The 25,149-nt window shown below is 36.9% G+C and carries 27 protein-coding genes, 1 pseudogene and 3 riboswitches; of the genes and pseudogenes, 24 read left to right on the top strand and 4 right to left on the bottom strand.

What is annotated here, in order from left to right; genetic code table 11:
* The first annotated feature begins 5 nt into the window (after window positions 1-5).
* From MKY94_RS14800 to MKY94_RS14720, 17 genes are all read left to right on the top strand, one after another.
* Complete coding sequence (locus MKY94_RS14800; protein WP_151113304.1) at window positions 6-809, top strand: MetQ/NlpA family ABC transporter substrate-binding protein; 804 nt, start codon at window positions 6-8, stop codon at window positions 807-809.
* A 551-nt stretch (window positions 810-1,360) separates the two neighbouring features.
* Window positions 1,361-2,308 (top strand): nuclease-related domain-containing protein, encoded by a 948-nt coding sequence (locus MKY94_RS14795; RefSeq protein WP_342577290.1) that lies wholly within the window; start codon window positions 1,361-1,363, stop codon window positions 2,306-2,308.
* A 530-nt stretch (window positions 2,309-2,838) separates the two neighbouring features.
* Window positions 2,839-2,994 carry a hypothetical protein gene (locus tag MKY94_RS14790; protein ID WP_229654033.1) on the top strand — a complete coding sequence of 52 codons (156 nt, stop codon included), beginning with the start codon at window positions 2,839-2,841 and terminating at the stop codon, window positions 2,992-2,994.
* 332 nt (window positions 2,995-3,326) lie between these two features.
* Window positions 3,327-4,106, top strand: a complete 780-nt coding sequence (sufC, locus tag MKY94_RS14785) for a Fe-S cluster assembly ATPase SufC (protein WP_144538652.1) — start codon at window positions 3,327-3,329, stop codon at window positions 4,104-4,106.
* Between the two features lie 17 nt (window positions 4,107-4,123).
* Window positions 4,124-5,431 carry a Fe-S cluster assembly protein SufD gene (sufD, locus tag MKY94_RS14780; RefSeq protein WP_342577289.1) on the top strand — a complete coding sequence of 436 codons (1,308 nt, stop codon included), beginning with the start codon at window positions 4,124-4,126 and terminating at the stop codon, window positions 5,429-5,431.
* Window positions 5,431-6,663, top strand: coding sequence for a cysteine desulfurase (locus MKY94_RS14775; RefSeq protein ID WP_342577288.1), 1,233 nt, complete (start codon window positions 5,431-5,433; stop codon window positions 6,661-6,663). The genes sufD and MKY94_RS14775 overlap by 1 nt, the downstream gene beginning before the upstream one ends.
* Window positions 6,653-7,087 (top strand): Fe-S cluster assembly sulfur transfer protein SufU, encoded by a 435-nt coding sequence (sufU, locus tag MKY94_RS14770; RefSeq protein ID WP_144538649.1) that lies wholly within the window; start codon window positions 6,653-6,655, stop codon window positions 7,085-7,087. The genes MKY94_RS14775 and sufU overlap by 11 nt, the downstream gene beginning before the upstream one ends.
* A 21-nt stretch (window positions 7,088-7,108) precedes the next feature.
* Window positions 7,109-8,506, top strand: coding sequence for a Fe-S cluster assembly protein SufB (sufB, locus tag MKY94_RS14765; RefSeq protein ID WP_144538648.1), 1,398 nt, complete (start codon window positions 7,109-7,111; stop codon window positions 8,504-8,506).
* 353 nt (window positions 8,507-8,859) lie between these two features.
* The gene (locus MKY94_RS14760; protein ID WP_151113308.1) at window positions 8,860-9,234 is read left to right on the top strand and encodes a hypothetical protein; all 375 of its coding nucleotides are present in this window, start codon (window positions 8,860-8,862) and stop codon (window positions 9,232-9,234) included.
* Between the two features lie 51 nt (window positions 9,235-9,285).
* Window positions 9,286-9,690 carry an SMI1/KNR4 family protein gene (locus tag MKY94_RS14755; RefSeq protein WP_342577287.1) on the top strand — a complete coding sequence of 135 codons (405 nt, stop codon included), beginning with the start codon at window positions 9,286-9,288 and terminating at the stop codon, window positions 9,688-9,690.
* Between the two features lie 669 nt (window positions 9,691-10,359).
* Complete coding sequence (locus MKY94_RS14750) at window positions 10,360-11,211, top strand: DUF72 domain-containing protein (RefSeq protein WP_342577286.1); 852 nt, start codon at window positions 10,360-10,362, stop codon at window positions 11,209-11,211.
* Entirely contained in the window at window positions 11,212-12,030 is an 819-nt protein-coding gene (locus MKY94_RS14745) for a sulfite exporter TauE/SafE family protein (protein WP_151113314.1), read from the top strand.
* Window positions 12,031-12,075: 45 nt separating this feature from the next.
* On the top strand, window positions 12,076-13,449 hold the full coding sequence (locus tag MKY94_RS14740) for a bifunctional UDP-sugar hydrolase/5'-nucleotidase (RefSeq protein ID WP_191697679.1): 1,374 nt from the start codon (window positions 12,076-12,078) through the stop codon (window positions 13,447-13,449).
* Between the two features lie 42 nt (window positions 13,450-13,491).
* Complete coding sequence (yunB, locus tag MKY94_RS14735; RefSeq protein ID WP_191697678.1) at window positions 13,492-14,262, top strand: sporulation protein YunB; 771 nt, start codon at window positions 13,492-13,494, stop codon at window positions 14,260-14,262.
* A gap of 50 nt (window positions 14,263-14,312) precedes the next feature.
* Window positions 14,313-14,495: riboswitch (Lysine riboswitch) on the top strand.
* An 84-nt stretch (window positions 14,496-14,579) separates the two neighbouring features.
* Window positions 14,580-16,142, top strand: coding sequence for a Na+/H+ antiporter NhaC family protein (locus tag MKY94_RS14730; RefSeq protein ID WP_154310210.1), 1,563 nt, complete (start codon window positions 14,580-14,582; stop codon window positions 16,140-16,142).
* Between the two features lie 94 nt (window positions 16,143-16,236).
* Complete coding sequence (lipA, locus tag MKY94_RS14725; RefSeq protein WP_144538641.1) at window positions 16,237-17,172, top strand: lipoyl synthase; 936 nt, start codon at window positions 16,237-16,239, stop codon at window positions 17,170-17,172.
* A 14-nt stretch (window positions 17,173-17,186) separates the two neighbouring features.
* Window positions 17,187-17,528, top strand: coding sequence for a YutD family protein (locus MKY94_RS14720; RefSeq protein ID WP_144538640.1), 342 nt, complete (start codon window positions 17,187-17,189; stop codon window positions 17,526-17,528).
* Between the two features lie 47 nt (window positions 17,529-17,575).
* On the opposite strand, the gene MKY94_RS14715 is transcribed toward MKY94_RS14720, so the two are convergent.
* Window positions 17,576-17,842: a DUF3055 domain-containing protein gene (locus MKY94_RS14715; RefSeq protein WP_144538639.1), complete on the bottom strand. Its 267-nt coding sequence runs from the start codon at window positions 17,840-17,842 to the stop codon at window positions 17,576-17,578.
* 85 nt (window positions 17,843-17,927) lie between these two features.
* On the opposite strand from MKY94_RS14715, the gene MKY94_RS14710 reads away from it, so the two are divergent.
* Together MKY94_RS14710 and MKY94_RS14705 are read left to right on the top strand one after the other, a co-directional pair.
* Entirely contained in the window at window positions 17,928-18,389 is a 462-nt protein-coding gene (locus MKY94_RS14710) for a DUF86 domain-containing protein (RefSeq protein WP_191697677.1), read from the top strand.
* Window positions 18,376-19,140 (top strand): TIGR01457 family HAD-type hydrolase, encoded by a 765-nt coding sequence (locus tag MKY94_RS14705; RefSeq protein WP_154310212.1) that lies wholly within the window; start codon window positions 18,376-18,378, stop codon window positions 19,138-19,140. Before MKY94_RS14710 ends, MKY94_RS14705 begins: the two co-directional genes overlap by 14 nt.
* 198 nt (window positions 19,141-19,338) lie before the next feature.
* Here MKY94_RS14705 and MKY94_RS14700 read toward each other — a convergent pair whose 3' ends face one another.
* Entirely contained in the window at window positions 19,339-19,575 is a 237-nt protein-coding gene (locus MKY94_RS14700) for a YuzB family protein (protein WP_144538636.1), read from the bottom strand.
* A 128-nt stretch (window positions 19,576-19,703) separates the two neighbouring features.
* On the opposite strand from MKY94_RS14700, the gene MKY94_RS14695 reads away from it, so the two are divergent.
* A complete protein-coding gene (locus MKY94_RS14695) occupies window positions 19,704-20,771 on the top strand; it encodes an NAD(P)/FAD-dependent oxidoreductase (RefSeq protein ID WP_144538635.1) in 1,068 nt (355 codons plus the stop codon).
* Window positions 20,772-20,902: 131 nt separating this feature from the next.
* Here the strand turns inward: MKY94_RS14695 and MKY94_RS14690 are convergent, their stop codons facing one another.
* On the bottom strand, window positions 20,903-21,229 hold the full coding sequence (locus tag MKY94_RS14690) for a YuzD family protein (RefSeq protein ID WP_144538634.1): 327 nt from the start codon (window positions 21,227-21,229) through the stop codon (window positions 20,903-20,905).
* Between the two features lie 258 nt (window positions 21,230-21,487).
* Window positions 21,488-21,625: riboswitch (FMN riboswitch) on the top strand.
* Window positions 21,626-21,728: 103 nt separating this feature from the next.
* Window positions 21,729-21,866: riboswitch (FMN riboswitch) on the top strand.
* Window positions 21,867-21,989: 123 nt separating this feature from the next.
* On the opposite strand from MKY94_RS14690, the gene ribE (MKY94_RS14685) reads away from it, so the two are divergent.
* From ribE (MKY94_RS14685) to ribE (MKY94_RS14675), 3 genes and pseudogenes are all read left to right on the top strand, one after another.
* Entirely contained in the window at window positions 21,990-22,625 is a 636-nt protein-coding gene (gene ribE / locus MKY94_RS14685) for a riboflavin synthase (protein ID WP_191697675.1), read from the top strand.
* Window positions 22,626-22,639: 14 nt separating this feature from the next.
* Window positions 22,640-23,224, top strand: a pseudogene (gene ribB, locus MKY94_RS14680) (3,4-dihydroxy-2-butanone-4-phosphate synthase); the annotation flags it as partial.
* A gap of 41 nt (window positions 23,225-23,265) precedes the next feature.
* Window positions 23,266-23,730 carry a 6,7-dimethyl-8-ribityllumazine synthase gene (gene ribE / locus MKY94_RS14675; RefSeq protein ID WP_154310218.1) on the top strand — a complete coding sequence of 155 codons (465 nt, stop codon included), beginning with the start codon at window positions 23,266-23,268 and terminating at the stop codon, window positions 23,728-23,730.
* 288 nt (window positions 23,731-24,018) lie between these two features.
* On the opposite strand, the gene MKY94_RS14670 is transcribed toward ribE (MKY94_RS14675), so the two are convergent.
* On the bottom strand, window positions 24,019-24,558 hold the full coding sequence (locus MKY94_RS14670) for a hypothetical protein (RefSeq protein WP_144538630.1): 540 nt from the start codon (window positions 24,556-24,558) through the stop codon (window positions 24,019-24,021).
* 357 nt (window positions 24,559-24,915) lie between these two features.
* Here MKY94_RS14670 and MKY94_RS14665 point away from each other — a divergent pair, with 357 nt between their 5' ends.
* Complete coding sequence (locus MKY94_RS14665) at window positions 24,916-25,149, top strand: NifU family protein (protein ID WP_144538629.1); 234 nt, start codon at window positions 24,916-24,918, stop codon at window positions 25,147-25,149.

The raw sequence follows: 25,149 nt of genomic DNA, 5'->3' as shown, positions 1-25,149 counted from the left end.
TTGGGATGAAAAAATTATTGGCTGGAGTTTTATTATCTGTTAGTGCATTAACGCTTGCTGCATGTGGAGACGAGGATAGCGATAAATTAGTTGTTGGTGCATCCAACGTACCGCACGCAGAAATTTTAGAACAGGTAAAACCTATCTTAGAAGAACAAGGTATTGAGCTTCAAATTGAAACTTATCAAGACTATGTACTACCAAATAAAGACCTAGATTCTGGAGATCTAGATGCCAATTATTTTCAACATGCTCCATACTTAGAATCTCAAATGAAAGATTTCGATTATGATTTCGCAAATGCTGGCGGAATCCATATTGAGCCAATTGGTCTTTACTCTAAAAAATACGCTTCTATTGACGAACTTCCTGAGGGCGCAACTATTCTAATGAGTAACTCTGTAGCTGACCATGGACGCGTGTTAGCGATGCTAGAAGCAGAAGGTCTAATTACCCTGGCAGAGGGAATAGATAAAACAACTGCCGAAATTGGAGACATCGTAGATAATCCTAAAAACCTAGAATTTGATCCTAACTACGAAGCGGCCCTAATGGTTCAGTTATATGAAAATGAAGAGGGTGATGCATTATTGATCAACTCCAATTATGCAATCGACGCTGGCCTAAATCCATTAGAAGATGCAATCGCTATTGAAGACTCAGAATCTCCGTATGTTAACCTAATTGCTGTAAAAGCTGGTAACGAGGACGACAAGCGCATCAAAGCACTAGTAGAAGCATTACAATCAGAAGAAATTCAAGACTTTATATTGGAAGAATGGAAAGGTTCAGTTGTTCCAGTAAAATAATAAGATAAGGAGCAGGCACCTTGTGTGCTTGCTTTTTTTTGTGATTGAGCGGAGTCATTGTCCTTAACTGGTTGGGAAGTGTCTCCTAAAAAGGTGGAAACCGCTCCTAAACGGGAGAAACTGTCTCCTAAATCAAAGAAAAGTGCCCCTAACTAAGAGTGTCGCCCCTAAATTGTTGGAAATGTCTCCTAAGAAGGTGGAAACCGCTCCTAAACAGGAGAAAGTGTCTCCTAAATCAAAGAAAAGTGCCCCTAACTAAGAGTGTCGCCCCTAAATTGTTGGAAATGTCTCCTAAGAAGGTGGAAACCGCTCCTAAACGAGAGAAACTGTCTCCTAAATCAGAGAAAAGCGCCCCTAACTGAGAGTGTCGCCCCTAAATTGGTGGATGTGTCTCCTAAAAAGGTGGAAACCGCTCCTAAACGGGGAAAACTGTCTCCTAATTCAAAGAAAAGCGCTCCTAACTCAGAAACTACATCTACTAATCTGAAATTCCAAAATAAGGGTATCTTTATTCTATTCATTTTGCTAATCTGATAGGGAGGTGATGACTATTGATTATAAAAAAATATACTGAATCGCAACAACTGAAAGCAATGAAATTATTATTAAACAGGCTGCCTATGAAGCACCCGCTTTACTCAAAACTCGGCATGGAAATTCAAACAACGATGGCAGGAGATTATGGAGAGGAAATGGTTTATAGAGAATTAGAGAGGATGCATTTACCTTACAATTATTATTTGTTTCATAAAATAATGATTCGTACAGAAAAGTTATTTGAAATTGATTATATTTTATTAACTCCATTTGGTGCAATTGTGTTAGAAGTAAAAAATATTATAGGAGAGCTTGAATTTCAGGTAAATCCTTCTCAATTAGTACAAACTAAGGATAATGGAGAGATAAAAAAATATCCTTGTCCCGTTAACCAGTTAAATGAGTACATCTATTTACTATCTAATTTCTTGTTCCAGCATAACCTCTCAATTCCAGTATTCGGAGCAATTATTTTTGCTTCTAAGAATAGCTATGTAAAAACCACCACAAACGAGACAACAATCCTTTATAAGAAAGATCTATATTCGTTCCTTCGAAAACTCCAAAATAAACCCTTGACTGTAACCAATTCTAAGCTCAGCCAGATAAAGAATCTGATCCTAAAATATAATTCTTCATATGATTTTTTCCCTTTAACTAAACATTACTATATAGAACCAAGTGATTTAATCCTGGGAGTCGCATGTGAAAAATGCGGACAAGTTGGGATGAATAAAGTGAAGAATTTCTGGTATTGTGCAGGCTGCCAGTATGTAGACAAATATGCTTTACAAAAATCACTACAACAATATTTTTTATTGTATGACGACTTCATTACAAACAAAACATGCAGAGAGTTTTTACAATTAAGAACTCGATATGAAGCAAATAGATTATTGAGGAAAGCAAACCTAATTAAAATAGGAAACAATAAATCTACAAAATATAAGTGGAAAACTTAATGTATAAATCAATTCCATAATTCTTGTTTATATGAAAAAATACAAACAATTTTTTTATCACTTCATTTCCTCTATAGGATGACACTTTCAGAGGAGTAGCGAAAAGACTTCATCGTCAGCCCTCTGCCACAATGTTTAATTGGTAAAGGTTTAATCATGAAATTAACTCGTATATAAAAACTTTTTAAAAATGATTCGTTTCACCCGTTTTTATTTTCGACTATAATTCGCTTTTTAAAATGCACAAAATATTCTAGAGTGTTTCAGGTTAAATGGTATTCGCCCTCATGTGCATGGGATTAGGATTTGAAGTGGCAGACAAGTCAATAAATAACAGGATTACGTAAAGCAATAGGAAGAAACATATATATGTGACATATGTAGCAATTCCTTTTTTATCGTAGACAATTATCAGAATAAAAAGGATGTTTGAACTTAACATGAGGTGGTATGTAGTGTAGTATAGAAACCATAAAAATTGAAAGGAATGATTTATTATCAGTTCGGAAGAGTTGCCGTATACAGAACAAATGGACCACGCGTTTAGAGGAGTACATGGTTTCGGCTACGATGAATTACGAAATAGTCAAAGATTGAGAGCGAAAGTTGAAAAACGTCGTCAAGCCGATCACGAAAAAAGTATGCAGCTTGCTGCTAAGCTCGATGCTCGTGCTTTCCGAGGTTAATTTAAATATAAGACAAAATCCATGCAGATTAATCTGTGTGGATTTTTTATTTCTAGGATAAAAGAATGAAGGAAACGGTATTTATTTTCTGCCTTTTTAAGTTAACACTATGCTGGTAGTGATATGCATTCTCAATTAGATGGTTCTTATTGAAAATGATAGCATCATAAAGTACCATAAATATCAACCTATTTCTTCTATTAAAAATGTTATATATTATCAATGAGAAAGTGTTTCAAAAGATTTGCAAGGGACTTCAGTTTGGGTTAAGATTAGAATGATAATAAATTAGAATGGTTACACATTCATAGTTACTTAATGGAGGTTATTAAATGTCGACTTTAGTTATTAAGGATTTACACGTTGCTATCGACGGTAAAGAGATTTTAAAAGGTGTTAATTTGTCACTTAACACAAATGAAATTCACGCTATCATGGGTCCAAACGGTACTGGTAAGTCTACTTTGGCTTCAGCTATCATGGGTCATCCTAAATATGAAGTTACTTCTGGTTCTGTAGAACTAGATGGTGAAGATGTATTGGAAATGGAAGTGGATGAGCGCGCACAAGCTGGTTTGTTCCTTGCAATGCAATATCCAAGTGAGATCACTGGAGTAACTAACGCAGACTTCTTACGTTCGGCAATCAACTCTCGCCGTGAAGAAGGTGATGAAATTTCACTTATGAAATTCATCCGCGAATTAGACAGCAAAATGGAATTCTTAGAAATGGACGTTGACATGGCTCAACGCTATTTAAATGAAGGATTCTCAGGTGGAGAGAAAAAACGTAACGAAATTCTTCAGTTAATGATGCTTAAACCTAAATTTGCTATTTTAGATGAAATTGACTCAGGTTTAGATATCGATGCACTTAAAGTTGTATCTAAAGGTATCAATGAAATGCGTGGAGAAGGATTTGGTAGCTTAATCATCACTCACTACCAACGTTTACTTAACTACATCACTCCAGACCATGTACATGTTATGATGCAAGGTCGCGTTGTTAAATCTGGTGGCCCTGAGCTAGCTCAAAAATTAGAAGCTCAAGGTTATGACTGGATTAAAGAAGAATTAGGAATCGAAGACGAGACAGTTGGACAAGAAGCATAAGAAAGGGGACGCATGACATGACGGTTGAAACGAAATTGGCATTAACCGAACAGGATATTCGCTCCTTTTCAGAAGGTCACCAAGAACCAAGCTGGATGACGGAACTTCGTCTTTCTGCTTTAGGTCAAGTGGAAACACTTCCAATGCCAACACCAGATAAAACAAAAATTACAAATTGGAATTTCACTGAATTTCCTGCTCATACTGTAGAAAGCACTACATTTTCTTCATTGGATGAACTTCCTGAAGAGGTGCAAGCACTTGTTCATGCAGACGAGCAAAAAAATATATATATTCAACATAACAACACACCAGCTTACTTATCAGTTACGGATAATTTAAAAGCTCAAGGTGTTATCATTACAGATATTTATACTGCTGCGCGTGAACATAGCGAGCTAGTACAAAAATATTTCATGACTGATGGAGTCAAAGTTAATGAACACAAATTAACTGCCCTTCATGCTGCATTATTAAACGGTGGGGTATTTGTATACGTACCGAAAAATGTAGTAATTGAAGAACCTGTTCAAGTAATTTACTTACATGATAACGAAACTGCTTCTTTATTCAATCACACATTGCTTGTGGCGGATGAAAACAGTTCAGTAACTTATGTGGAAAATTATTTGTCTACAGTTGAAAAAACTAACGGTCTAGCAAACATTATTTCAGAAGTAATTGTGAAGGATAATGCGAAAGTTACTTTTGGAACAGTGGACGTTCTTGCAGAAGGATTTACTACTTATGTAAACCGTCGTGGTGTAACTAGTCGTGATGCTGTAATCGAATGGGCACTTGGAATGATGAATGACAGTGATACTATTTCTGAAAATGTCACTCACTTAGTTGGGGATAACTCAGAAGGTCATGTGAAAATGGTTGTCGTAGGTCGCGGAAATCAAAAACAAAACTTTACAACAAAAGTTATTCACTGGGGTAAACATACAGAAGGACAGATTCTTAAGCATGGTGTTATGAAAGATGCTGCTTCTTCTATTTTCAACGGTATCGGTAAAATCGAATTCGGTGCTACAAAAGCAAACGCTGAACAAGAATCTCGTGTTCTAATGTTAAGTGAAAAAGCTCGCGGAGATGCTAACCCGATTTTATTGATCGACGAGGACGATGTAACAGCAGGTCATGCAGCATCTGTTGGACGCGTTGATCCACTTCAGCTGTACTACTTGATGAGTCGTGGTATTTCTAAACAAAATGCAGAGCGTCTTGTAATTCATGGATTCCTTGCACCTGTAGTAAATGAACTACCAATCGAAGGCGTGAAGAAACAGCTGACGGAGGTAATTGAAAGGAAAGTTCGCTAATGCTCAATACAAAAGAGATTCGAAGCTATTTTCCAATTCTTAACCAAGAAGTTAATGGTCATCCACTTGTATATTTAGATAGCGGTGCTACTTCTCAGAAGCCAATTCAAGTAATTGAGGCTATTAAAAAGTACTACGAATTTGATAATTCAAACGTTCACCGTGGTGTTCATACACTTGGTAACCGTGCAACGGAAAGTTATGAAGGTGCACGCGAAAAGGTTCGTGAGTTTATCAATGCGAAATCTACTAAGGAAATAATTTTCACTCGTGGAACAACAACTGGTATTAATACCGTTGCAAAAAGCTATGGCCTTGCAAACGTAAAAGAAGGCGATGAAATTGTAATCACGTATATGGAGCATCATTCCAATATTATTCCTTGGCAGCAATTAGCGAAGGAAACTGGAGCTACGCTTAAATATATTGACTTAGAAGAAGATGGTACACTATCTTTGGAAAAAGTCCGTGAAACAATTACAGAGAAAACTAAAATAGTATCTGTCGTGTACGTATCAAATGTATTAGGCACGATGAATCCTATTAAAGAAATTACAAAAATTGCACATGAACATGGAGCTGTTATGGTAGTGGATGGTGCACAGGCTGCTCCTCACTTAAAGCTCGATGTGCAAGATTTAGATTGTGATTTCCTAGCATTCTCTGGACACAAAATGTGTGGTCCAACCGGTATCGGGGTTCTTTATGGAAAAGAGGCACTACTTGATGCAATGGAGCCGATTGAGTTCGGTGGAGAAATGATCGATTTTGTCGGCTTGCAAGAGTCAACATGGAAGGAGCTACCTTGGAAGTTTGAAGGTGGTACTCCAATCATTGCTGGAGCAATCGGTTTAGCTGCTGCAATTGATTTCCTAGAAGAAATCGGTTTATCAAAGATTGAAAAACATGAGCATGAGCTTGCGGCTTATGCCATGGACAAAATGTCAACAATTGAAGGCTTAACTATTTACGGACCACAAGATCCGTCGAAACGAGCTGGAATTGTAACATTTAATTTAGATGAAGTACATCCTCACGATGTCGCAACAGTCCTAGATATGAATGGTATTGCTATTCGTGCAGGACATCACTGTGCGCAGCCACTTATGAAGTGGTTAAAAGCTACTGCAACTGCTAGAGCAAGCTTCTACGTTTATAACTCTGAAGAAGATGTAGATCTTCTCGTTGCCGGCCTACGCACTGCTAAGGAGTATTTTGGAGATGTCTTCTAATTTAGACCAATTATATCGTCAGGTCATTATGGACCATTACAAAAATCCTCGCAATAAAGGTAGTATTGAGGATGGCGCGTTGACAATAGATATGAATAACCCGACCTGCGGAGATCGCATTCACTTGACTATTCAAGTGGAAGGCGGCGTTGTACAAGATGCAAAATTTGATGGAGAAGGATGTTCCATCTCTATGTCTTCTGCATCCATGATGACGCAAGCGATCAAAGGAAGAAATATAGATGAGGCGCTACAGCTTTCCCATATCTTTTCGGATATGATGCTTGGAAAAGAATATGACGACTCTATTGACCTTGGAGATATCGAGGCATTAAATGGCGTATCCAAATTCCCAGCACGTATCAAATGTGCAACTCTTGCATGGAAAGCAATGGAAAAAGGCGTTTCAGAAGAAAAGAAATAATAATAGAACGGAGGAAATACGATGGCAAAAAAAATGCCTGAAATTGGTGATTACAAATATGGCTTCCACGATAAAGACGTATCCATTTTCCGTTCAAAACGTGGTTTAACGAAAGAAATCGTTGAAGAAATTTCCCGTATGAAAAATGAACCACAATGGATGTTAGACTATCGCTTAAAAGCATTAGAAATTTTCTACTCTAAACCAATGCCACAATGGGGTGGAGATCTAGGTTCATTAAATTTCGATGAAATCACTTATTATGTAAAACCATCAGAACAAACGGAAAAATCATGGGATGAAGTACCTGAAGAAATTAAAGCTACTTTTGATAAATTAGGTATTCCTGAAGCAGAACAAAAATACCTTGCAGGTGTTTCTGCACAGTATGAATCTGAGGTTGTTTACCACAACATGAAGCAAGAACTTGAAGATATGGGAATTGTATTTAAAGATACAGACTCTGCACTTCGTGAAAATGAAGACATCTTCAAAAAACACTGGGGTACAGTAATCCCTTCTTCTGACAACAAATTCTCTGCTCTTAACTCAGCAGTTTGGTCAGGCGGATCATTTATCTATGTACCACCAGGTGTAAAAGTGGATACTCCACTTCAAGCATACTTCCGTATTAACTCAGAAAACATGGGGCAATTCGAACGTACGCTTATCATTGTAGATGAAGGCGCTTCTGTACATTATGTTGAAGGATGTACAGCTCCTGTTTACACAACTAACTCACTTCACAGTGCGGTAGTTGAAATCATCATCAAAAAAGACGCTTATTGCCGTTACACAACAATCCAAAACTGGGCAAACAACGTGTATAACTTAGTTACAAAACGTGCTGTTTGTGATGCTAACGCAACGATGGAATGGATTGATGGTAACATCGGTTCTAAGCTTACTATGAAATATCCAGCTGTTATCCTTAAAGGTGAGGGTGCACGTGGTATGACTCTTTCTATCGCTATCGCTGGTAAAGGTCAACACCAAGATGCTGGTGCTAAAATGATGCATTTAGCTCCAAATACTTCTTCTACGATTGTTTCGAAATCTATTTCTAAACAAGGTGGTAAAGTAACATACCGTGGTATCGTTCATTTTGGACGTAAAGCTACTGGAGCTCGTGCTAATATCGAATGTGATACATTAATCATGGATAATCAGTCTACTTCTGATACAATCCCATACAACGAAATCTTGAACGATAACATTTCTCTAGAGCATGAAGCGAAAGTTTCTAAAGTATCAGAGGAACAGTTATTCTACTTGATGAGTCGTGGACTAAGCGAGGAAGAAGCAACTGAAATGATCGTAATGGGCTTCATCGAGCCATTCACAAAAGAACTTCCAATGGAATATGCGGTAGAAATGAACCGTCTCATCAAGTTCGAAATGGAAGGATCTATCGGTTAATATTTTATTAACTTTGATTCAATAATAAATGTATAATGAAAATTAATCGAACCAATATTGGATCGATGTGAATTTTCCTAAAGTGTAGGAGGCGAACTTTTAAGTTCGTCTTCTTTTTTTTATTTAAAATGGGGAAATATTATAGCTACCTTAAAGAGGTTAATTATATTTCATTAAATTGTATAATTATGGAATTAAATATATAATATATTTAGGCAAGTTAAATCTTTGTTGATTGGAACAACAGTCGGCGACTCGTACTCTTAAAAGTTGAATATAAAAGTGAGAAACAAATTGACGTTATTACAAAGAGAGAATAAGAAATTAATAAAACGCAGATTAAAAAAGATGAGGTGAAAAAAATCATTAAGCCAACTAAATTTAATGAAGAAACTTGTTTAGCACTTGCGATAAAACTTCTGATAAAAATAGGTGAGCTGAAAATGTATGAAGTTATAATTCAAAGGTTTATCAGTGATCGAAATTATGAAAATTTGTATAAGTTGCTTTTAAGATGTCAGCATAAAGAACGTTATAAAAAACTATTAGAAAATCCATATTGGAGAATGCCGAAAAACTTTGATGCCAAAAAATGTTTGGCACAGACATTATCACATTTACTTGAAGTAGGAGAATTGGAACACAATGAGACGGTAAATATTATTACAAATGAAAGTTATCCAGGTGTATATAAACTTTTAGACAGACAAATTCAAAGACGCATTTAGATATTTTACATATTTTCTAAGGTAAATTATTAATAGGAGGAAGAATAAAAAGTGGAGGACTTCAGTAAAATTCTCAAAGAAATAACTCAATCGTCTATTAATCAAGGATTTAGGAAGTTATCAAAATCTAAAGTAGACGAGAATTTAATATATGGTGATATACCGCAGGATTATAGAGATTTTTTAATGGAAGTAGGGTTTGGATCTGTAGCTGATGGTTATTTTATGTTCTATGGTGGATTAATTGAAGCGGAAGAAATATATGATGTAGCCAATAATCCTGAAATAAACAAGGTTTTATTATTCGGAGGTAACTTTTCAGGTGATGCGATTGGATTTTTGCCTACTGAGAATTGGTTAATTGTTGAAATTTGGCACGAGGACTTAACAATTTTCCCAAGAGAAGAAAAGACCTTTTTAGAATTTGCAAGAAAGGTTTTTGCAAAGGAAATTTAAACTTTAGGAACAACCACTCAAAAAATATCTTGTCTATGTAAAAACTCCGGCAATGGCGTGTAAATTACAACATCAAAGTAAGTGTCAAGAAATAGGTAACAGGGTAAAGATATGTAGCGACAGGAGGGAACTCTAACGGTAAGAAGTAAGATTCTCGCAACACTTTGAGTCTTTTGCGCAATGCTTTGGCTGGTTACTGCAACACTTGGGGGCTGTTTCGCAACAGTTGTCTCGCTCTGCGCAACACTTCCCCCCTGATATCCGCAACACTTTATTTTCTCGCAATGCTTTGGCTGGATTCTGCAACACTTTGGGGCTGTCTCGCAACAGTTGTCTCGCTCTGCGCAACACTTCCCCCTGATATCCGCAACACTTTAATTTCTCGCAATGCTTTGGCTGGTTACTGCAACACTTGGGGGCTGTCTCGCAACAGTTGTCTCGCTCTGCGCAACACTTTCCCTGATATCCGCAACACTTTGTTTTCTCGCAACGCTTTGGCCGATTACTGCAACACTTCCTCGCTTCATGCAACACTTTTTTCAAAATACTTCACCTGCTGCCCACAAAACTTATTTAATAATTGTTAGAAAAGTGGATGTTTGGTCTATTTTTTTGTCTGATTGGTTAGGGAAATGATATGATACTAAGTATTAATAAAGAGGTGGTTTGATGATTAAGATTGGTTTAACTGGTTGGGGGGATCACCCAGATTTATACGTTTCGTCGTCTAAGGAGAAGCTGCAAGATTATAGTGCACATTTTCCAATTGTAGAGCTGGATGCGTCCTTTTATGCGATTCAACCACAACGGAATATAGAAAAATGGATCCGAGAGACACCTGATAATTTTCAATTTATCGTAAAGGCCTATCAAGGAATAACGGGTCATCTCAGAGGAGAAAACCCTTTTAAAACGTCAGAGGAAATGTTTGAGAGCTACCGACAGATGCTTCGTCCTCTGAAGGAGGCGGGGAAGCTGGCGGTGGTACTTGTTCAATTTCCGCCTTGGTTTCAGTGTGAGAAGGACAATGTTCAATATATGAGGAGAATACGGGAAGAGCTAAAGGATTTTGAGGTGGTAATCGAGTTTCGCCATCAATCCTGGTATCTTCCAGAATATAAGGAGTCGACTATCCAATTTTTGAAGGAAAATAATTTTCATCATAGCGTTTGTGATGAGCCGCAAAATGGGGAAGGGAGTATACCTGTAGTTCCGATTGCAACTTCTGATAAAGTATTGGTTCGTCTTCACGGCAGAAACTTTTACGGATGGAAGAATCCTGGGAACAATGAAAAGTGGAGAGAGGTCCGCTATTTATATGATTATAATGAACAGGAGCTCCAATATATTCAACAGATATGTCAAACTCTATCAAAGCAGGCTTCGGAGGTGCTTGTGTTATTTAATAACAATTCAGGCGGTCATGCGGCTAAAAATGCTAAATCCTTTCAACACATGTTAGATATTGAATTTGACGGACTTGCTCCAAAGCAACTAAATCTTTTCGAAGGAGAATTTTAAATGGAGTGGTTTTTATTAGTGCTTAGCGGTCTTTTTTCCGGGGTGATAGGTGCCTTGGTAGGGCTAGGAGGCGGCGTTATTTTAGTGCCCGCAGTACTTTTTCTTGGTACTACGCTTGATTTGATACCAAATATTACACCACAAAGTGTGGTGGGTCTTTCGGTTGTCATGATGATCTTTATTGGCCTGTCTTCTACTCTATCCTATATGAAGTCTAAAACAGTAGATTTTAGAAGTGGATTTATATTTTTTATTGGCAGTATTCCGGGTACTATTTTAGGTGCTTGGGTTAATAAAGGATTAGACCTCCCATCATTTAACCTATACTTTGGTATATTACTCGTTGTCCTATCTATTCTATTGCTTGTTCGTAAGTATTTGAAGCCAGTTCAATGGTTTGTTAATCACGGTAAGCAGCGGACGTTTGAGGATGGAGAAAATACATATGTATATGGTTTTCCGATTTGGTTTGCCGTTTCCTTAACGTTTGTAATTGGCTTTGCCTCAGGGTTATTTGGAATCGGTGGAGGATCGATGATTGTACCTGCTATGATTTTGTTATTTCTTTTTCCTCCACATGTTGCAGTGGGTACTTCCATGTTTATGGTGTTTTTATCGTCTATTGTCAATTCGGCAACCCATATATCATTAGGAAATGTTCCATGGCTATATACCATACCCGTTATCCCTGCTGCATATATTGGTGCTAAGATCGGTGCAAAGCTGAACAAAAAGTTGAACTCGGAAACACTAGTAACTGCCTTACGGATAGTGTTACTGTTACTTGGAATCCGCTCCATTATTGATGGGCTATTTTAAAAGAAAATTATAAAATGGTTAAAACATATGAAAGAGGTGGAGAGGGTGAAAGAGACGATTTATATTTATCATACAAATGACTTGCACAGTCATTTGGAAAATTGGCCTTCAATCCATCACTTTCTTTCAAATAAAAGAAAGATGCATGAAAAGAAGGATTCCTATCTTATTTTAGATATCGGGGATCACGTGGATCGCTCCAATATTTATACAGAAGGAACTCTGGGGAAGGGCAATGTAAAGCTTTTAAACGAGGCAAAGTATGACTATGTGACAATTGGTAATAACGAAGGGATAACGCTTAGTCATGAGGAATTAGACTCTTTATATACAGAAGCAAATTTTGAAGTAATTGTTTCAAATTTTACTAACTTGGATGGAGAGATTCCTAATTGGGTAAAGCCTTACAAAATTCATCAAACCCCCTCTGGCATTAAAATTGGAATTGTTGCTGCCACTGCAGATTATGGCGTTTACTATGAAAAACTTGGTTGGCATGTACAGGACCCTATACCACGATTAAAAAATGTGTGTAAGGAAATTTCCTCACAAGTAGATATTCTAATATGTATGTCACATTTGGGAAAATCACAGGATGAAATTCTGATTGAACAAATACCCTCATTGGATCTTATTTTAGGCGCTCACACCCATCATTTGTTCGAGGAGGGGAAATGGTTAGGGAACACTTTGCAGGCTGCTACAGGCAAATTTGGTATGTATATTGGACGTGTAATATTAGAGTTTGATCATATTAGCAAGAAGATTGTTTCTAAAGAGGCTAAGGTATATCCGACCGACGAGCTACCCGTACCTGAATATGCAAGCCAACTCCAAATGCGTTGGGAGTATGAAGGAAAAGTCCAGCTTTCTCATACTGTATTTAATAATCCAGTAAAGCTTGAAAAAGAATGGTTTCATGAATCTGAGCTCGCTAAATTTTTTGGGAAAGGGTTGCTCGAATATACAGGTGCTGATTGTGCAATGTTCCCAGCGGGTATATTTTTAAAAGATTTACCGGAGGGACCTGTAACTGCAGGAGACTTACATCAATGTCTTCCTCATCCTATTAATCCTTGTATCATTACATTAAGTGGAGCAGATTTACTAGAGATCATTGAGCAATCAAAAAATGATAAATGGCCTCACCTCGAGGTAAAAGGATTAGGCTTTCGTGGTAAATTCTTAGGTAATGTATTATTTGAACAAATAGTTGAAAGAGAAGATGGTGTTATCTTAATACAGGGAAGTCCGTTAATTATTCAGGACACCTACCGGCTGGCAACTTTGGATATGTTCACATTTGGATATTTCTTTCCTTCCTTTAAAACAGCAAAAAAACAATATATTATGCCAGAAACAATTCGAGACGTTGTGAAATGGTACGGAATAAAGGAAGAGCATAAGTGCAGGGCATAAAAGACCTTCTTGTTACATAAAAGTAATGAGGAGGTTTTTTCGTTGTTTTATCGAAAAAAGAAGAAACGTTTTATATTTTTTAGCACTCAACGTAAATTAGCTATCTTTTTGACATGCTTTCTATTGTCGGTAGCTTGGGTGTTTTATTACATAAATGCCCAACTGACTCCAACTTATTTAGATTATGCAGAAGTACAAACTAATAAGATTGCCTCTATGGTAATTAGTAAAGCGATTAATTCACGTACGGCAAATGTATTAGACGTAAACGATATTATTGAAGAAGTTCCTTCAGATAGTAAAAATATGGTGACGACTAAGTTTAATACGGAGATTATCAACCGAGTACTTTCTGATACAAATAGTTTAGTGCAATCTCATTTGGAGCAGGCAGAAAAAGGTAATCTTTCTAGCCTTCCCTACTTGGATGATATTGAATATGATAAGCATACGATGGAAGATCAAGGTGGGGTAGTATTCTTTGTGCCGATGGGGCAGGCTACAAATATACCTCTAATCGGAAACTTAGGGCCGAAAATTCCAATTCGTTTCCATGTAATAGGTAATGTTCAGTCCAATGTAGTGCCTACCATAACAGAGTTTGGAATAAATAATGCTTATGTAGAAATTAGTATTCATATTAAAGTAAATGTACAAATCATTGTACCGCTGGCAAGTAAGATGAGTGTAGTTGAACAAAATATCCCTGTTGCAATGGGCTTAGTACAGGGTCAGGTGCCTCATATTTACACCGGAGGAGATGGGTCTGCTGCTCCATCAGTAGAGGTGCCAATACCATTGCCGAAAGATTAAAAAAAAGGCGTTTTTTATAAAACCCTGTTAGAATAGAAAGAAATGAATAATGAATAGGTAGAGGCTGCGAGGCTTAAGAGTAATTTACAGGAGGTTGACACCGTTGATCGTAGATGAAAGGAAGCTTTGCCGAAGCTAAGTATTGATAGTCATAAGATATTTAGTTGGGGTTATTTTGAACAAAAATAACACTGTCATTTATACGCCAGTATAGATGGGGAGCTACAAATGAAGTAAGTATTTAGCTTATATTTCATAATCAAGCCAACCTATATATATTTATAGGTTGGCTTTTCGATTTTTAAGGAGGAACAGTTTTGGAAAATACTATTTTTTCGTTAGTGCCACCGTTATTGGCAATTATTATGGTTTTAGTGACTAAAAGGGTTTTACTTTCATTGGGAGCGGGGATTCTTTCCGCCGCATTACTTGTGGAGAATTTTAACCCAGTACAATCTTTTCTTTTGTTATGGGACTCATTTAAAGTTTCCTTTTGGGATGGTGGGTTAAACGTATATAACATATATATTTTAGCTTTTATATTATTATTAGGAGTAGTAACAGCTTTCGTTAGTCTTTCCGGTGGTAGCACAGCATTTGCTGCTTGGGCTATCAAAAGAATCAAAACAAAAAGAGGATCTAAACTTTTAACTGCTTTTTTGGGGATTATCATTTTTGTGGATGATTATTTTAATGCATTAGCAGTTGGGCAAATCGCAAGACCTATTACAGACTCTCATAAAGTTTCTCGTGCAAAGCTTGCTTATTTTATCGATTCCACCTCTGCACCAGTTTGTGTAGTGTCTCCAGTCTCTAGTTGGGGAGCTTTCCTAATCAGTCAGCTTGGTGTAATTTTTGCTACACATGCGGTGACTGATTATACACCGCTGGAGGCATTTGTGTTAATGGCACCGATGAACTTCTATGTAATTGCAACATTAGCATTGGTCTTTTTCACAGCTTGGACTGACTTTGATTTGTTTGAGATGAAAAAGCATGAAAGACGAGCGATGGATACAGGCGTACTTTTTGACCCGGAGAAAACAAATCCTGGAGATTTAGAGGGTGATTTCCCGGAAAATAATTATGGTAAGGTGATTGATTTATTACTTCCTATTATTTCTTTAGTGGTTGTCACTTTAGGAAGTATGTTTTGGACGGGTTATAGCCTTTCAGGAAAAGTTTTAGACATCTTTATAATCTTTGAACATACAGATGTACCTCTTTCGTTATTTATAGGGGGACTGACAGCTAGTATAATCGCAATGATTTTATATATGCGTCAATTTAAAACGAACCCAGAGGCAAACATGACTTACGTGTGGAAAGCCATATGCACAGGTGTTAAATCTATGCTTCCAGCTATTTTGATATTAGTGTTTGCTTGGTCGTTGTCTTATTTAATCACAGCTTTAGAAACTGGAGCATTTTTAGCTACTTTAGTTACGGAAAACAATGTACCAGTAGGTGTGATACCTGTATTAATGTTTGTGTTAACAGCATTTATGGCTTTTGCAACTGGATCATCTTGGGGTTCTTTTGGTATCTTACTTCCTATTGGAGCGAGTATCATCATGGCGATTGAGCCTCAATTATTGCTTCCAGTCTTAGCTGCTGTTTTAGCAGGAGCAGTTTTTGGAGACCATTGCTCACCAATCTCCGATACGACTATTATGTCTGCCACAGGAGCAGGTGTTAATGTAATTGACCACGTAATGACTCAGCTGCCCTATGCTATTATTAGCGCAATTATTGCAGCAGTAGGTTACTTGGTACTAGGCTTAACAAGCTCTGTCTTGATAGGGTTAATAACAGTTATAATTATAATTGTTTTGTTGTTTGCCTTTTGGTCGATTAGAAGCAAAAGAGTGGTTCAATAGTTCTGCCCGTTGATTTTAGAAGGTTGTTTGAATTCTAATAATATGGTACATTGACATCAGTAAAGTCAGATTAATGGGAATGGGGTATGGAATCGTGACAGCGTGTAAACCACCAAAAGAACAGCATGAACGCAAGCCTGACTGGCTAAAAATAAAGTTAAATACCAATGAGGATTATAAAGGCTTAAAAAAATTAATGCGTGAAAATAATTTAAATACAGTTTGTGAAGAAGCAAGATGTCCAAACATTCATGAATGCTGGGGATCGCGACGTACTGCGACATTCATGATTTTAGGAGCTGTGTGTACAAGAGCTTGTCGTTTTTGTGCTGTAAAGACAGGTCTTCCTAACGAGTTAGACTTAGCAGAACCAGAGCGAGTAGCAGATTCAGTTGTCATTATGAATCTAAAACACGTAGTTGTAACAGCGGTAGCCCGTGATGATTTAAAGGATGGTGGTTCGGAGGTCTTTGCAGAGACAATTCGAGCAATTCGTCGAAAAAATCCTTTTACAACTATTGAAGTATTGCCTTCAGATATGGGTGGTATTGAGCAAAACATTCGTAATATAATGGATGCTAAGCCGGATATTCTAAATCATAATATTGAAACAGTACGACGTTTAACTCCAAGAGTTAGAGCGCGTGCTCAATATGACCGATCTTTAGAGTTATTAAAACGTGCTAAGGAAATGCAACCGACTATTCCTACGAAGTCTTCGTTAATGCTAGGTCTAGGGGAAACATTTGAAGAAATTATAGAGGTTATGGATGATTTACGTGCTCACGATGTAGATATCATGACTATTGGCCAATACTTACAACCAACAAAAAAACATCTTAAAGTACAAAAATATTATTCACCAGCTGAGTTTGGAGAATTACGTAAAATTGCCATGAGCAAGGGCTTCTCTCATTGTGAGGCAGGACCACTAGTTAGAAGTAGTTATCATGCGGATGAACAGGTAAATGCAGCAGCGAAGCAACGACAACTGCAAGGTGAGGAATTACTAGCTATTCAAAATAGCTAATGGATGGTGAGCGAATGATTATTGCTGAAGGTTTCACTTATGAAGTGATTGAGGATTTTCGAGAGGCTTTTAAAGAAGAAGCATTTATAGAGCGTTATAGTGAGATTTTAACGAAGTATGATTATATAATGGGCGACTGGGGCTACGGTCAGCTTCGTCTAAAGGGCTTTTTCGAGGATCGAAATCATAAAGCAACATTTGATACGAAAATTAGCACTATGAAGGATTACTTATACGAGTATTGTAACTTTGGGTGTGCTTACTTTATTGTTAAAAAAACAGGGGTAGCACCAAAAACGGTCCCACTCGAACTAGTAAAAGATAAGAAAGAAAACCTTGAGCAAGATCAATTATGATCTGCTCAAGGTTTTTCTTTTTATAAAAATCTATACAATATTCCACTTTAGCTCAGTAATTCTCTTAGATAATCTCTTAGCTCCGTTGCTTCAGCTTCAGATCTATTAAAAACATGCTCTAAGTAGCCAGGTTCTTCCACATCATCCGACCCAATAATAGCTGATCGATTGTATTGAATGTCCATCACAAGTACCTTACCGAAAAATCGAGAACTCTGGACAATTGCTAAATCATATCGCTGGCTTTCTCCAGTAAATCCAACGAATCTTGTTTTTGTATCTTCGACGTCATCATACAAGAAAAATCGTTCCACCCTTGACACTCCTTCCTTACCTATGAATTATGGTACTATAGAATAGAACTATATATCAACTGACCAAGAATTAGGAGGCTGTACAATGTATTTTGTGGACCGTAAAAGTATTGCAATGACATTGAAGCATATGAGAGAATTGCTTGACTTAATAGATAGTAAAAAAGATTGGAATGAAAATAATATAACGAAACTTGCATTAGAGCGAGTGGGACAAAATATGATTGAGTCCATTATAGATGTAGGTAACTCAATGATTGATGGCTTCATCATGAGGGATCCAGGTGGCTATGATGACATAATTGATATTTTGACTGATGAAAAAGTAATTACAGCTGAGATGGATGCGCCTTTAAAAGCTGTTATTGAAATGAGAAAAGAGCTTGTGAGACATTTCTTTTCCGTAGACCATAAGCAATTAGAAAGTGTTCTAGTGAAAAATCTCCCTTATTTACAACAGTTTCCAGAAAGAGTAGAAAATTATTTAATTAATGAGCTTGGGCCAGTTTCAGCATTTTTACCGGAAGACTCCGATGTCCGCCTATAAAGGATACTTTTTAGATTTAGATGGAACTGTATATAAGGGACTAACACCAATTCAGGAATCTGTAGATTTTGTACATTATTTGCAAAACAATGGGATTGAACCTTTTTTCGTTACTAACAACTCTTCTATGACTCAAAAGCAGCTACAAGCGAAGCTAGCGAAGATGGACATACATACTACTGAGGAGCAAATTATCTCTTCATCGATTGCAGCTGCTAATTACATTGCCGAGCATTATCCTGCAAAAAGCGTTTTTATGATTGGAGAGAAGGGCTTGGAGGATGCTTTATGTTCTGTAGGAATTGAGCCAACGGATGACTTAGCAGAGGTGGTTGTCATGGGAATAGACCATAAAGTCAATTACGAAAAGCTCGCACAAGCTTGTTTGTCAATTAGGGCTGGAGCGGCGTTTATCTCTACAAATAGCGACCACGCTTTCCCAAGTGAAAGAGGCTATCTTCCAGGGAATGGAGCGTTCACCAAATTAGTAGAGCATTCTACAGGTGTTGAACCTATTTTTACTGGAAAGCCGCAACCGTTTATGCTTGAGTTTATTCAAAAAAAGTATGGGTTTAAAAAAGAAGAGATGGTGATGATTGGAGACAATTATCAAACAGACATATTAACCGGCATTCACATGGGAATTGATACTGCTCACGTCAATACTGGAGTTAATAGAACGGAAGAAGTTCAAATGTTCCTTCAAAAACCGACTCATTTTTTAGAAACTTTACATGACTGGATAAAATAAAACACCATTCATTGTTTGGAAGAACAATATAATAACTGTATTAAATAAGGTATTCCTGTTGAGCTTAGAACAGAGAATACCTTATTTCTTTTTCTCACTCATAAATGGAGTAATGCTATTTATGGAATGAATGTATGAAATTGATTTAATAGATTAAAATATATAAAAGGTATCGAGAGAATATCTTCTCGATACCTTTTAAAATAATGGATTTTCTTCAATGTATTTATATATTTTGGCTACAAGATCTTCGGAAGATTCACCCTCTACCACATCACCGTTCACTATGGCGAAAAGTGTTTCGGAACATAGGGAACAATAGCTAAGACAGCCATATTCTAACACATCTAAATCAGGATCCTGTTCTAATATATCAAAAGCTTCTTGTGAACCATTTGCAAGGTTGCTTATACAAAATTCAACCATTGGATTCATAGCTGTCACCTCACTACATCGTCATGCTACTCTATTTTTTTATAAAGGTCAATTGTGAAGTTTTATTGTGAAATGTGTCACAATCATTTATAATTTGAGGAGACATTGAAACAAAAGGGAGAATATTTATGCGAAAATTAGTATTGTTAGGTGGAGGATATGGGAATATGCGCGTATTACTACGCCTATTACCAAATAATTTGCCAGATGATGTAGAACTCACATTAATAGATCGTACACCATTTCATAGTTTAAAAACAGAATTTTACGCGTTGGCAGCAGGCACATCATCTGATCATGAAATTAGAGTGGCTTTTCCAGAGAGTGACAAGTTAAAAATTACTTATGGAGAAATTGAGAAAATTGATGTAGAAAACAAACAAGTAATTCTACAAGATGAAAAAATAATTCCATACGATGATTTAGTAATTGGACTTGGCTGCGAAGATAAGTATCATAATGTTCCAGGAGCGGATGAATTTACTTATAGCATTCAAACAATTGGGCGCTCTAGAGACACATACAATAAGATTGGTGGATTACCAGCAGGTTCTGTTGTAGGAATCGTGGGGGCAGGTCTAAGTGGAATCGAGCTTGCGAGTGAGCTTCGTGAAAGTAGACCAGATTTAAAAATTAAATTATTTGACCGTAGCCCTCGAGTATTAAGAGACTTTCCAGAACGCTTAAGTAATTTTGTACAAAAATGGTTTGATACAAATGATGTAGACGTGATAAGCAATTCGAATATCACAAAAGTGGAACCAAACAAATTATATAATCATGATGAAATAATTCCGGTAGATGTTGTAGTTTGGACAGCCGGTATTCAGCCAGCTGCTCCTGTTCGTGCTTTACCTGGAGAGAAGGACAAAACTGGTCGCATCATCCTTACTCAATATCATGATCTACCAAGTTACGATAATGTCTTTGTAGTTGGTGATTGTGCATCCTTGCCGTTTGCTCCAAGTGCACAGCTAGCAGAGGAACAGGCAGAGCAGATTGTGAAAGTACTGCAAGCACGCTGGAAGGGTCAGCCACTACCAGAAAAAATGCCAGATATTAAGCTTAAAGGCTTTATGGGATCTCTAGGTAAAAAGCAAGGCTTTGCTTATTTGGCAGATATCTCTGTTACTGGACGTATTGCAAGATTGATGAAATCAGGTTTACTTTGGATGTATAAACGCCATAACGGATAAATTAAAAAAGCTTGGAAACGTGGAGTTAAACGCGTTCCCAAGCTTTTTATTTTTTTATAAAATGCTTTCTCTGGGAAAAAGCATTTTACTTAATAAGCTTATTTGAGTACTTTTTGAAATGATACTTAACGTTATTCTGCTATATAACCGTACTTTTCGAGGGCAGAGAATACAGGCTTTAACTGAATATAACCTTCCCCTATAACTTCCTCGTTTATCATTATTAATGGGTAGAAAAACTCATCATTTGCAATTTGATTGGCAATTGACAGTTGTTTTTCGTCTTCTATTGGCTTTTCTATATCAATATATAAAAATGTTATTTGATGTCCAGGAAATTTTCTGGTAATTGCAGCTTCTAACCATTCATACGTGTCCTTAGAAGAAGGAGCATTCACACAGCTTGCACATACTATATCGGCACCGTAAATTTCAACAGTGAGTTTTTCTTGTGCCATAAAATACTTGTCCCCTTTAACTTATATATTATTTTACCCATCTATATTATAAAGGGGATACGGAAATACTGTCAAAAAGCGAATATCCTTTAAATGATAGAGTTTTAATATGATAGCTTTAGTCATGATTGTTTCATGCACTAACGGTTGTTGATTTAGTTAGTCTGAAAGTCCAGGAATGCAAATCAACTAAAAGGTGGTAATACGAAGAAAGCCTCTACGTCGAATTTTTATGATACAATACTAATCAAATAGAATAATTTCCTTCGGGGTCGGGTGAAATTCCCAATCGACGGTGTTGAGATTATATCTCTAAGCCCGTGAGCCGCTTTTAGTGTGCAGGATTTGGTGCGAGTCCAAAGCCGACAGTTATAGTCTGGATGGGAGAAGGAGTAAGCAAAACATTTTAAAATTGCAATTTTAAAATGTATTTTTTGCTATGCACTTTCATCCCATCACAACCGTGTTGGGAATTTTTTTATTTTACAACAATTTTATATTATTCCTTCGGGGTCGGGTGAAATTCCCAATCGACGGTGTTGAGATTGTATCTCTAAGCCCGTGAGCCACTTTTAGTGTGCAGGATTTGGTGCAAGTCCAAAGCCGACAGTTATAGTCTGGATGGGAGAAGGAAGCAACGCAAGTAGACTTTTGAAAATACATATTCACTAGTCTTATTTGACGAAGCCAAATTTACCTCTCATCGAAACTCCGACAAAAAATGTTCGGGGTTTTTTATTTTGAGAAAGAGGTGAGGAAGATGTTTACAGGGATTATTGAGGAGCTAGGGGCTGTTCAGCAGATGAATATGTCTACTCAATCGATGGAAATTTCCATTGGAGCTAGCAAAATTTTAGAAGATGTACAGCTTGGCGATAGCATTGCTGTAAATGGTGTGTGTCTAACTGTTAAAAAGTTTACGAATGATCTGTTTGTGGCAGATGTGATGCCTGAAACGGTTAAATCGACAAGCTTACAGCAACTTAAAAAAGGTTCAACAGTGAATTTAGAAAGAGCAATGTCTGCAAATGGCAGATTCGGCGGTCATATTGTTTCTGGACATGTCGATGGTGTTGCAACGATTCTTCGAAAGAGACCAGCTTCCAATGCAGTATATATCGACTTAGCAATGCCAAAAGAATTGCTTTTTAACTGTTTAATGAAGGGCTCAATCACCATTGATGGTACAAGCCTGACGATTTTTAATGTAACAGATTCTATAATTACTGTTTCTTTAATACCACATACATTCAAGGAAACTGTGCTTGGCTTAAAACAGACTGGAGAAATTGTCAATATTGAAACGGATTTAATTGGCAAGTATGTAGCAAAGCATCTAGCCAATCAAAATACAGGAAAAGTGACTGTTGATTTCTTACAAAAAGCCGGATTCTAAAGGAGTGGAATGAAATGAATACTATAGACGAAGCAATCGTTGCATTAAAGCAAGGTGAAATCATCATTGTAGTCGATGATGTAAATCGAGAAAATGAAGGTGATTTTGTCGTAATAGGTGAGTATGCAACACCTGAAAACATTAATTTTATGGCAGTGCATGGTCGTGGCTTAATATGCACACCCATTTCAAATGAAATTGCAGAAAGATTGTCATTAGACCCAATGGTAAATAAGAACACGGATTCACATCAAACAGCCTTTACCATTAGTATTGATCATAAATCAACAACAACAGGCATTAGTGCATTTGAACGATCTTATACAATTCTTGCACTATTAAATAATCAAGCTGTAGCAACAGATTTCAACCGTCCAGGACATGTATTCCCTCTTATCGCAAAAAAAGGGGGAGTTATAGAGCGTCGTGGTCATACAGAAGCAGGTGTAGAACTAGCTAAATTATGTGGTTCAAAAGAAGTCGCTGTTATTTGTGAGATTATGAACGAGGACGGTACAATGGCACGCATACCACAACTTGAAAAAATTGCAGAAAAATTTCAAATGAAGTTTATTACGATAGAAGATTTAGTGAAATACACAGAAGCGAATTATAAAGCTTACGTAAAAGGAGAATGAGCATGGGACAAATTTTTGAGGCACAGCTAGTCGGTACAGATTTAAAAATAGGAATTGTAGTAGGAAGATTTAATGAGTTTATTAATGACAAATTATTAAGCGGTGCACTAGACGGTTTAAAACGTCACGGAGTTGAGGAAGGAAATATTGATATCGCTTGGGTGCCAGGAGCATTTGAAGTACCATTTATCGCAAAGAAAATGGCAAATACGAAAAACTACGATGCAATAATCGGCTTAGGTACTGTAATACGTGGATCTACTACGCACTATGACTATGTATGTAATGAAGCAGCAAAAGGCATTGCAAAAGCAGGCCTAGATACGGGTATACCTGTTATTTTTGGTATAGTGACAACGGAAAATATTGAACAAGCAATTGAACGTGCAGGAACAAAAGCTGGAAACAAAGGCTATGACAGTGCGGTTTCTGCAATTGAAATGGCGAATTTAAATCGTTTATTTTAAGAAAAGAGAATCGATACACATGACATTGAATATAATATAATTGGTTGGCTGTGAATACTGGCAAAGTGCTATTTATGAAATTAACCGACAAATTTTTTTAGCAATTCTTATTGAGAATTACCTATTCTCACTTTTCCAATAGTATATTTAAAGCACCTCTGAAACATGTACTGGTTTATTTGTACATGTACAGAGATGCTTACGTTTTCAGTGAATTAGCCTAAGTTATTTACTAGATTGAGGGAAACTTGTAAATTGTATAGACGCCATCCTTAAGAGGAGCTGCTGTTAAACAGCTATAAGACTACGAACGGTAAGTTGTCCAAGATATCTGCCGGGATTTGCAGAATATCCTATTACTGTTGGGGAAGTAACAGTAGCATTGATGACAATACGACCTGTATTTCCTAATAAACCAACTGCTAAAAGAGCATCTCCAGATGCAATTGCTACGTCCTGAGAGCTACCAGAGTTAGCATCGGTAAATAAAGGAATAGTTGCTATAACAATTCCTAAAAGATTTACTACCTCTAAAGTTGCAGTTACTGAGACAGTCTCGTTACCTGCATACGCATAAAACGCGCTAAGTGGCAAAGCAAGTCCTAGAATTGGTAAAGTTCCAATGTCGAAAATGCTTTGGAATGTAACCGTTTGGTTGGATGCTGTATTCGGTGACCAGATATAAGCGCTGCTGCCATCAATTAAAGGAGACAACATAGCTGGTGCGGTTGGTACTGCTGGTGTTGGAAGAGTACCTGGTAAAGCAGCTGTATCAGCAATGACTTGAGTATTTGCTGGAGTTGTAAATGCTTGTAAGGTTAAAACCATAAAAAAACACCTCCTCGAAGTTTATTTGCCAACAAATGGCATACTGTAACATATGAACTTTTAGTAGAGGAAGCTAGTCTAATAGACTAGAATTGAAAATAAATTTATTTTGGAAAGATATATTGGGGAATAAAAGCCTGAAGTAACACGATTCTAGCTATTTATTATTAATATTAAGTAAATAGTCTATATACAAATCATCGTAAAAATGATTTGTATTTAAGAATAAAACAGGGTAAATAATTATTTTATGAATCTTAGGGAACACTCTTATCACGGTGTGTTTTGTGGGGAGTAAACACTTCCATTTAACCAACAATTATTCTATAATGATTATAGCGAAAGGAGTCGACATATATGACTGATACAATTAACGAACAAGTACAAGAAGTTTTAGATAAATTGCGTCCATTCTTACTACGTGACGGCGGAGACTGCGAGCTTGTTGACGTTGAAGATGGTATTGTAAAATTACGCCTTTTAGGAGCATGCGGGAGCTGCCCAAGTTCTACTATCACGTTAAAAGCTGGTATTGAACGCGCTTTATTAGAGGAAGTACCTGGAATAGTAGAAGTAGAACAAGTATTTTAA

The organism is Psychrobacillus sp. FSL K6-2843, from assembly GCF_038626375.1.
Lineage (GTDB): Bacteria > Bacillota > Bacilli > Bacillales_A > Planococcaceae > Psychrobacillus > Psychrobacillus faecigallinarum.
This window is presented reverse-complemented; position numbering and strand designations above follow the sequence as displayed.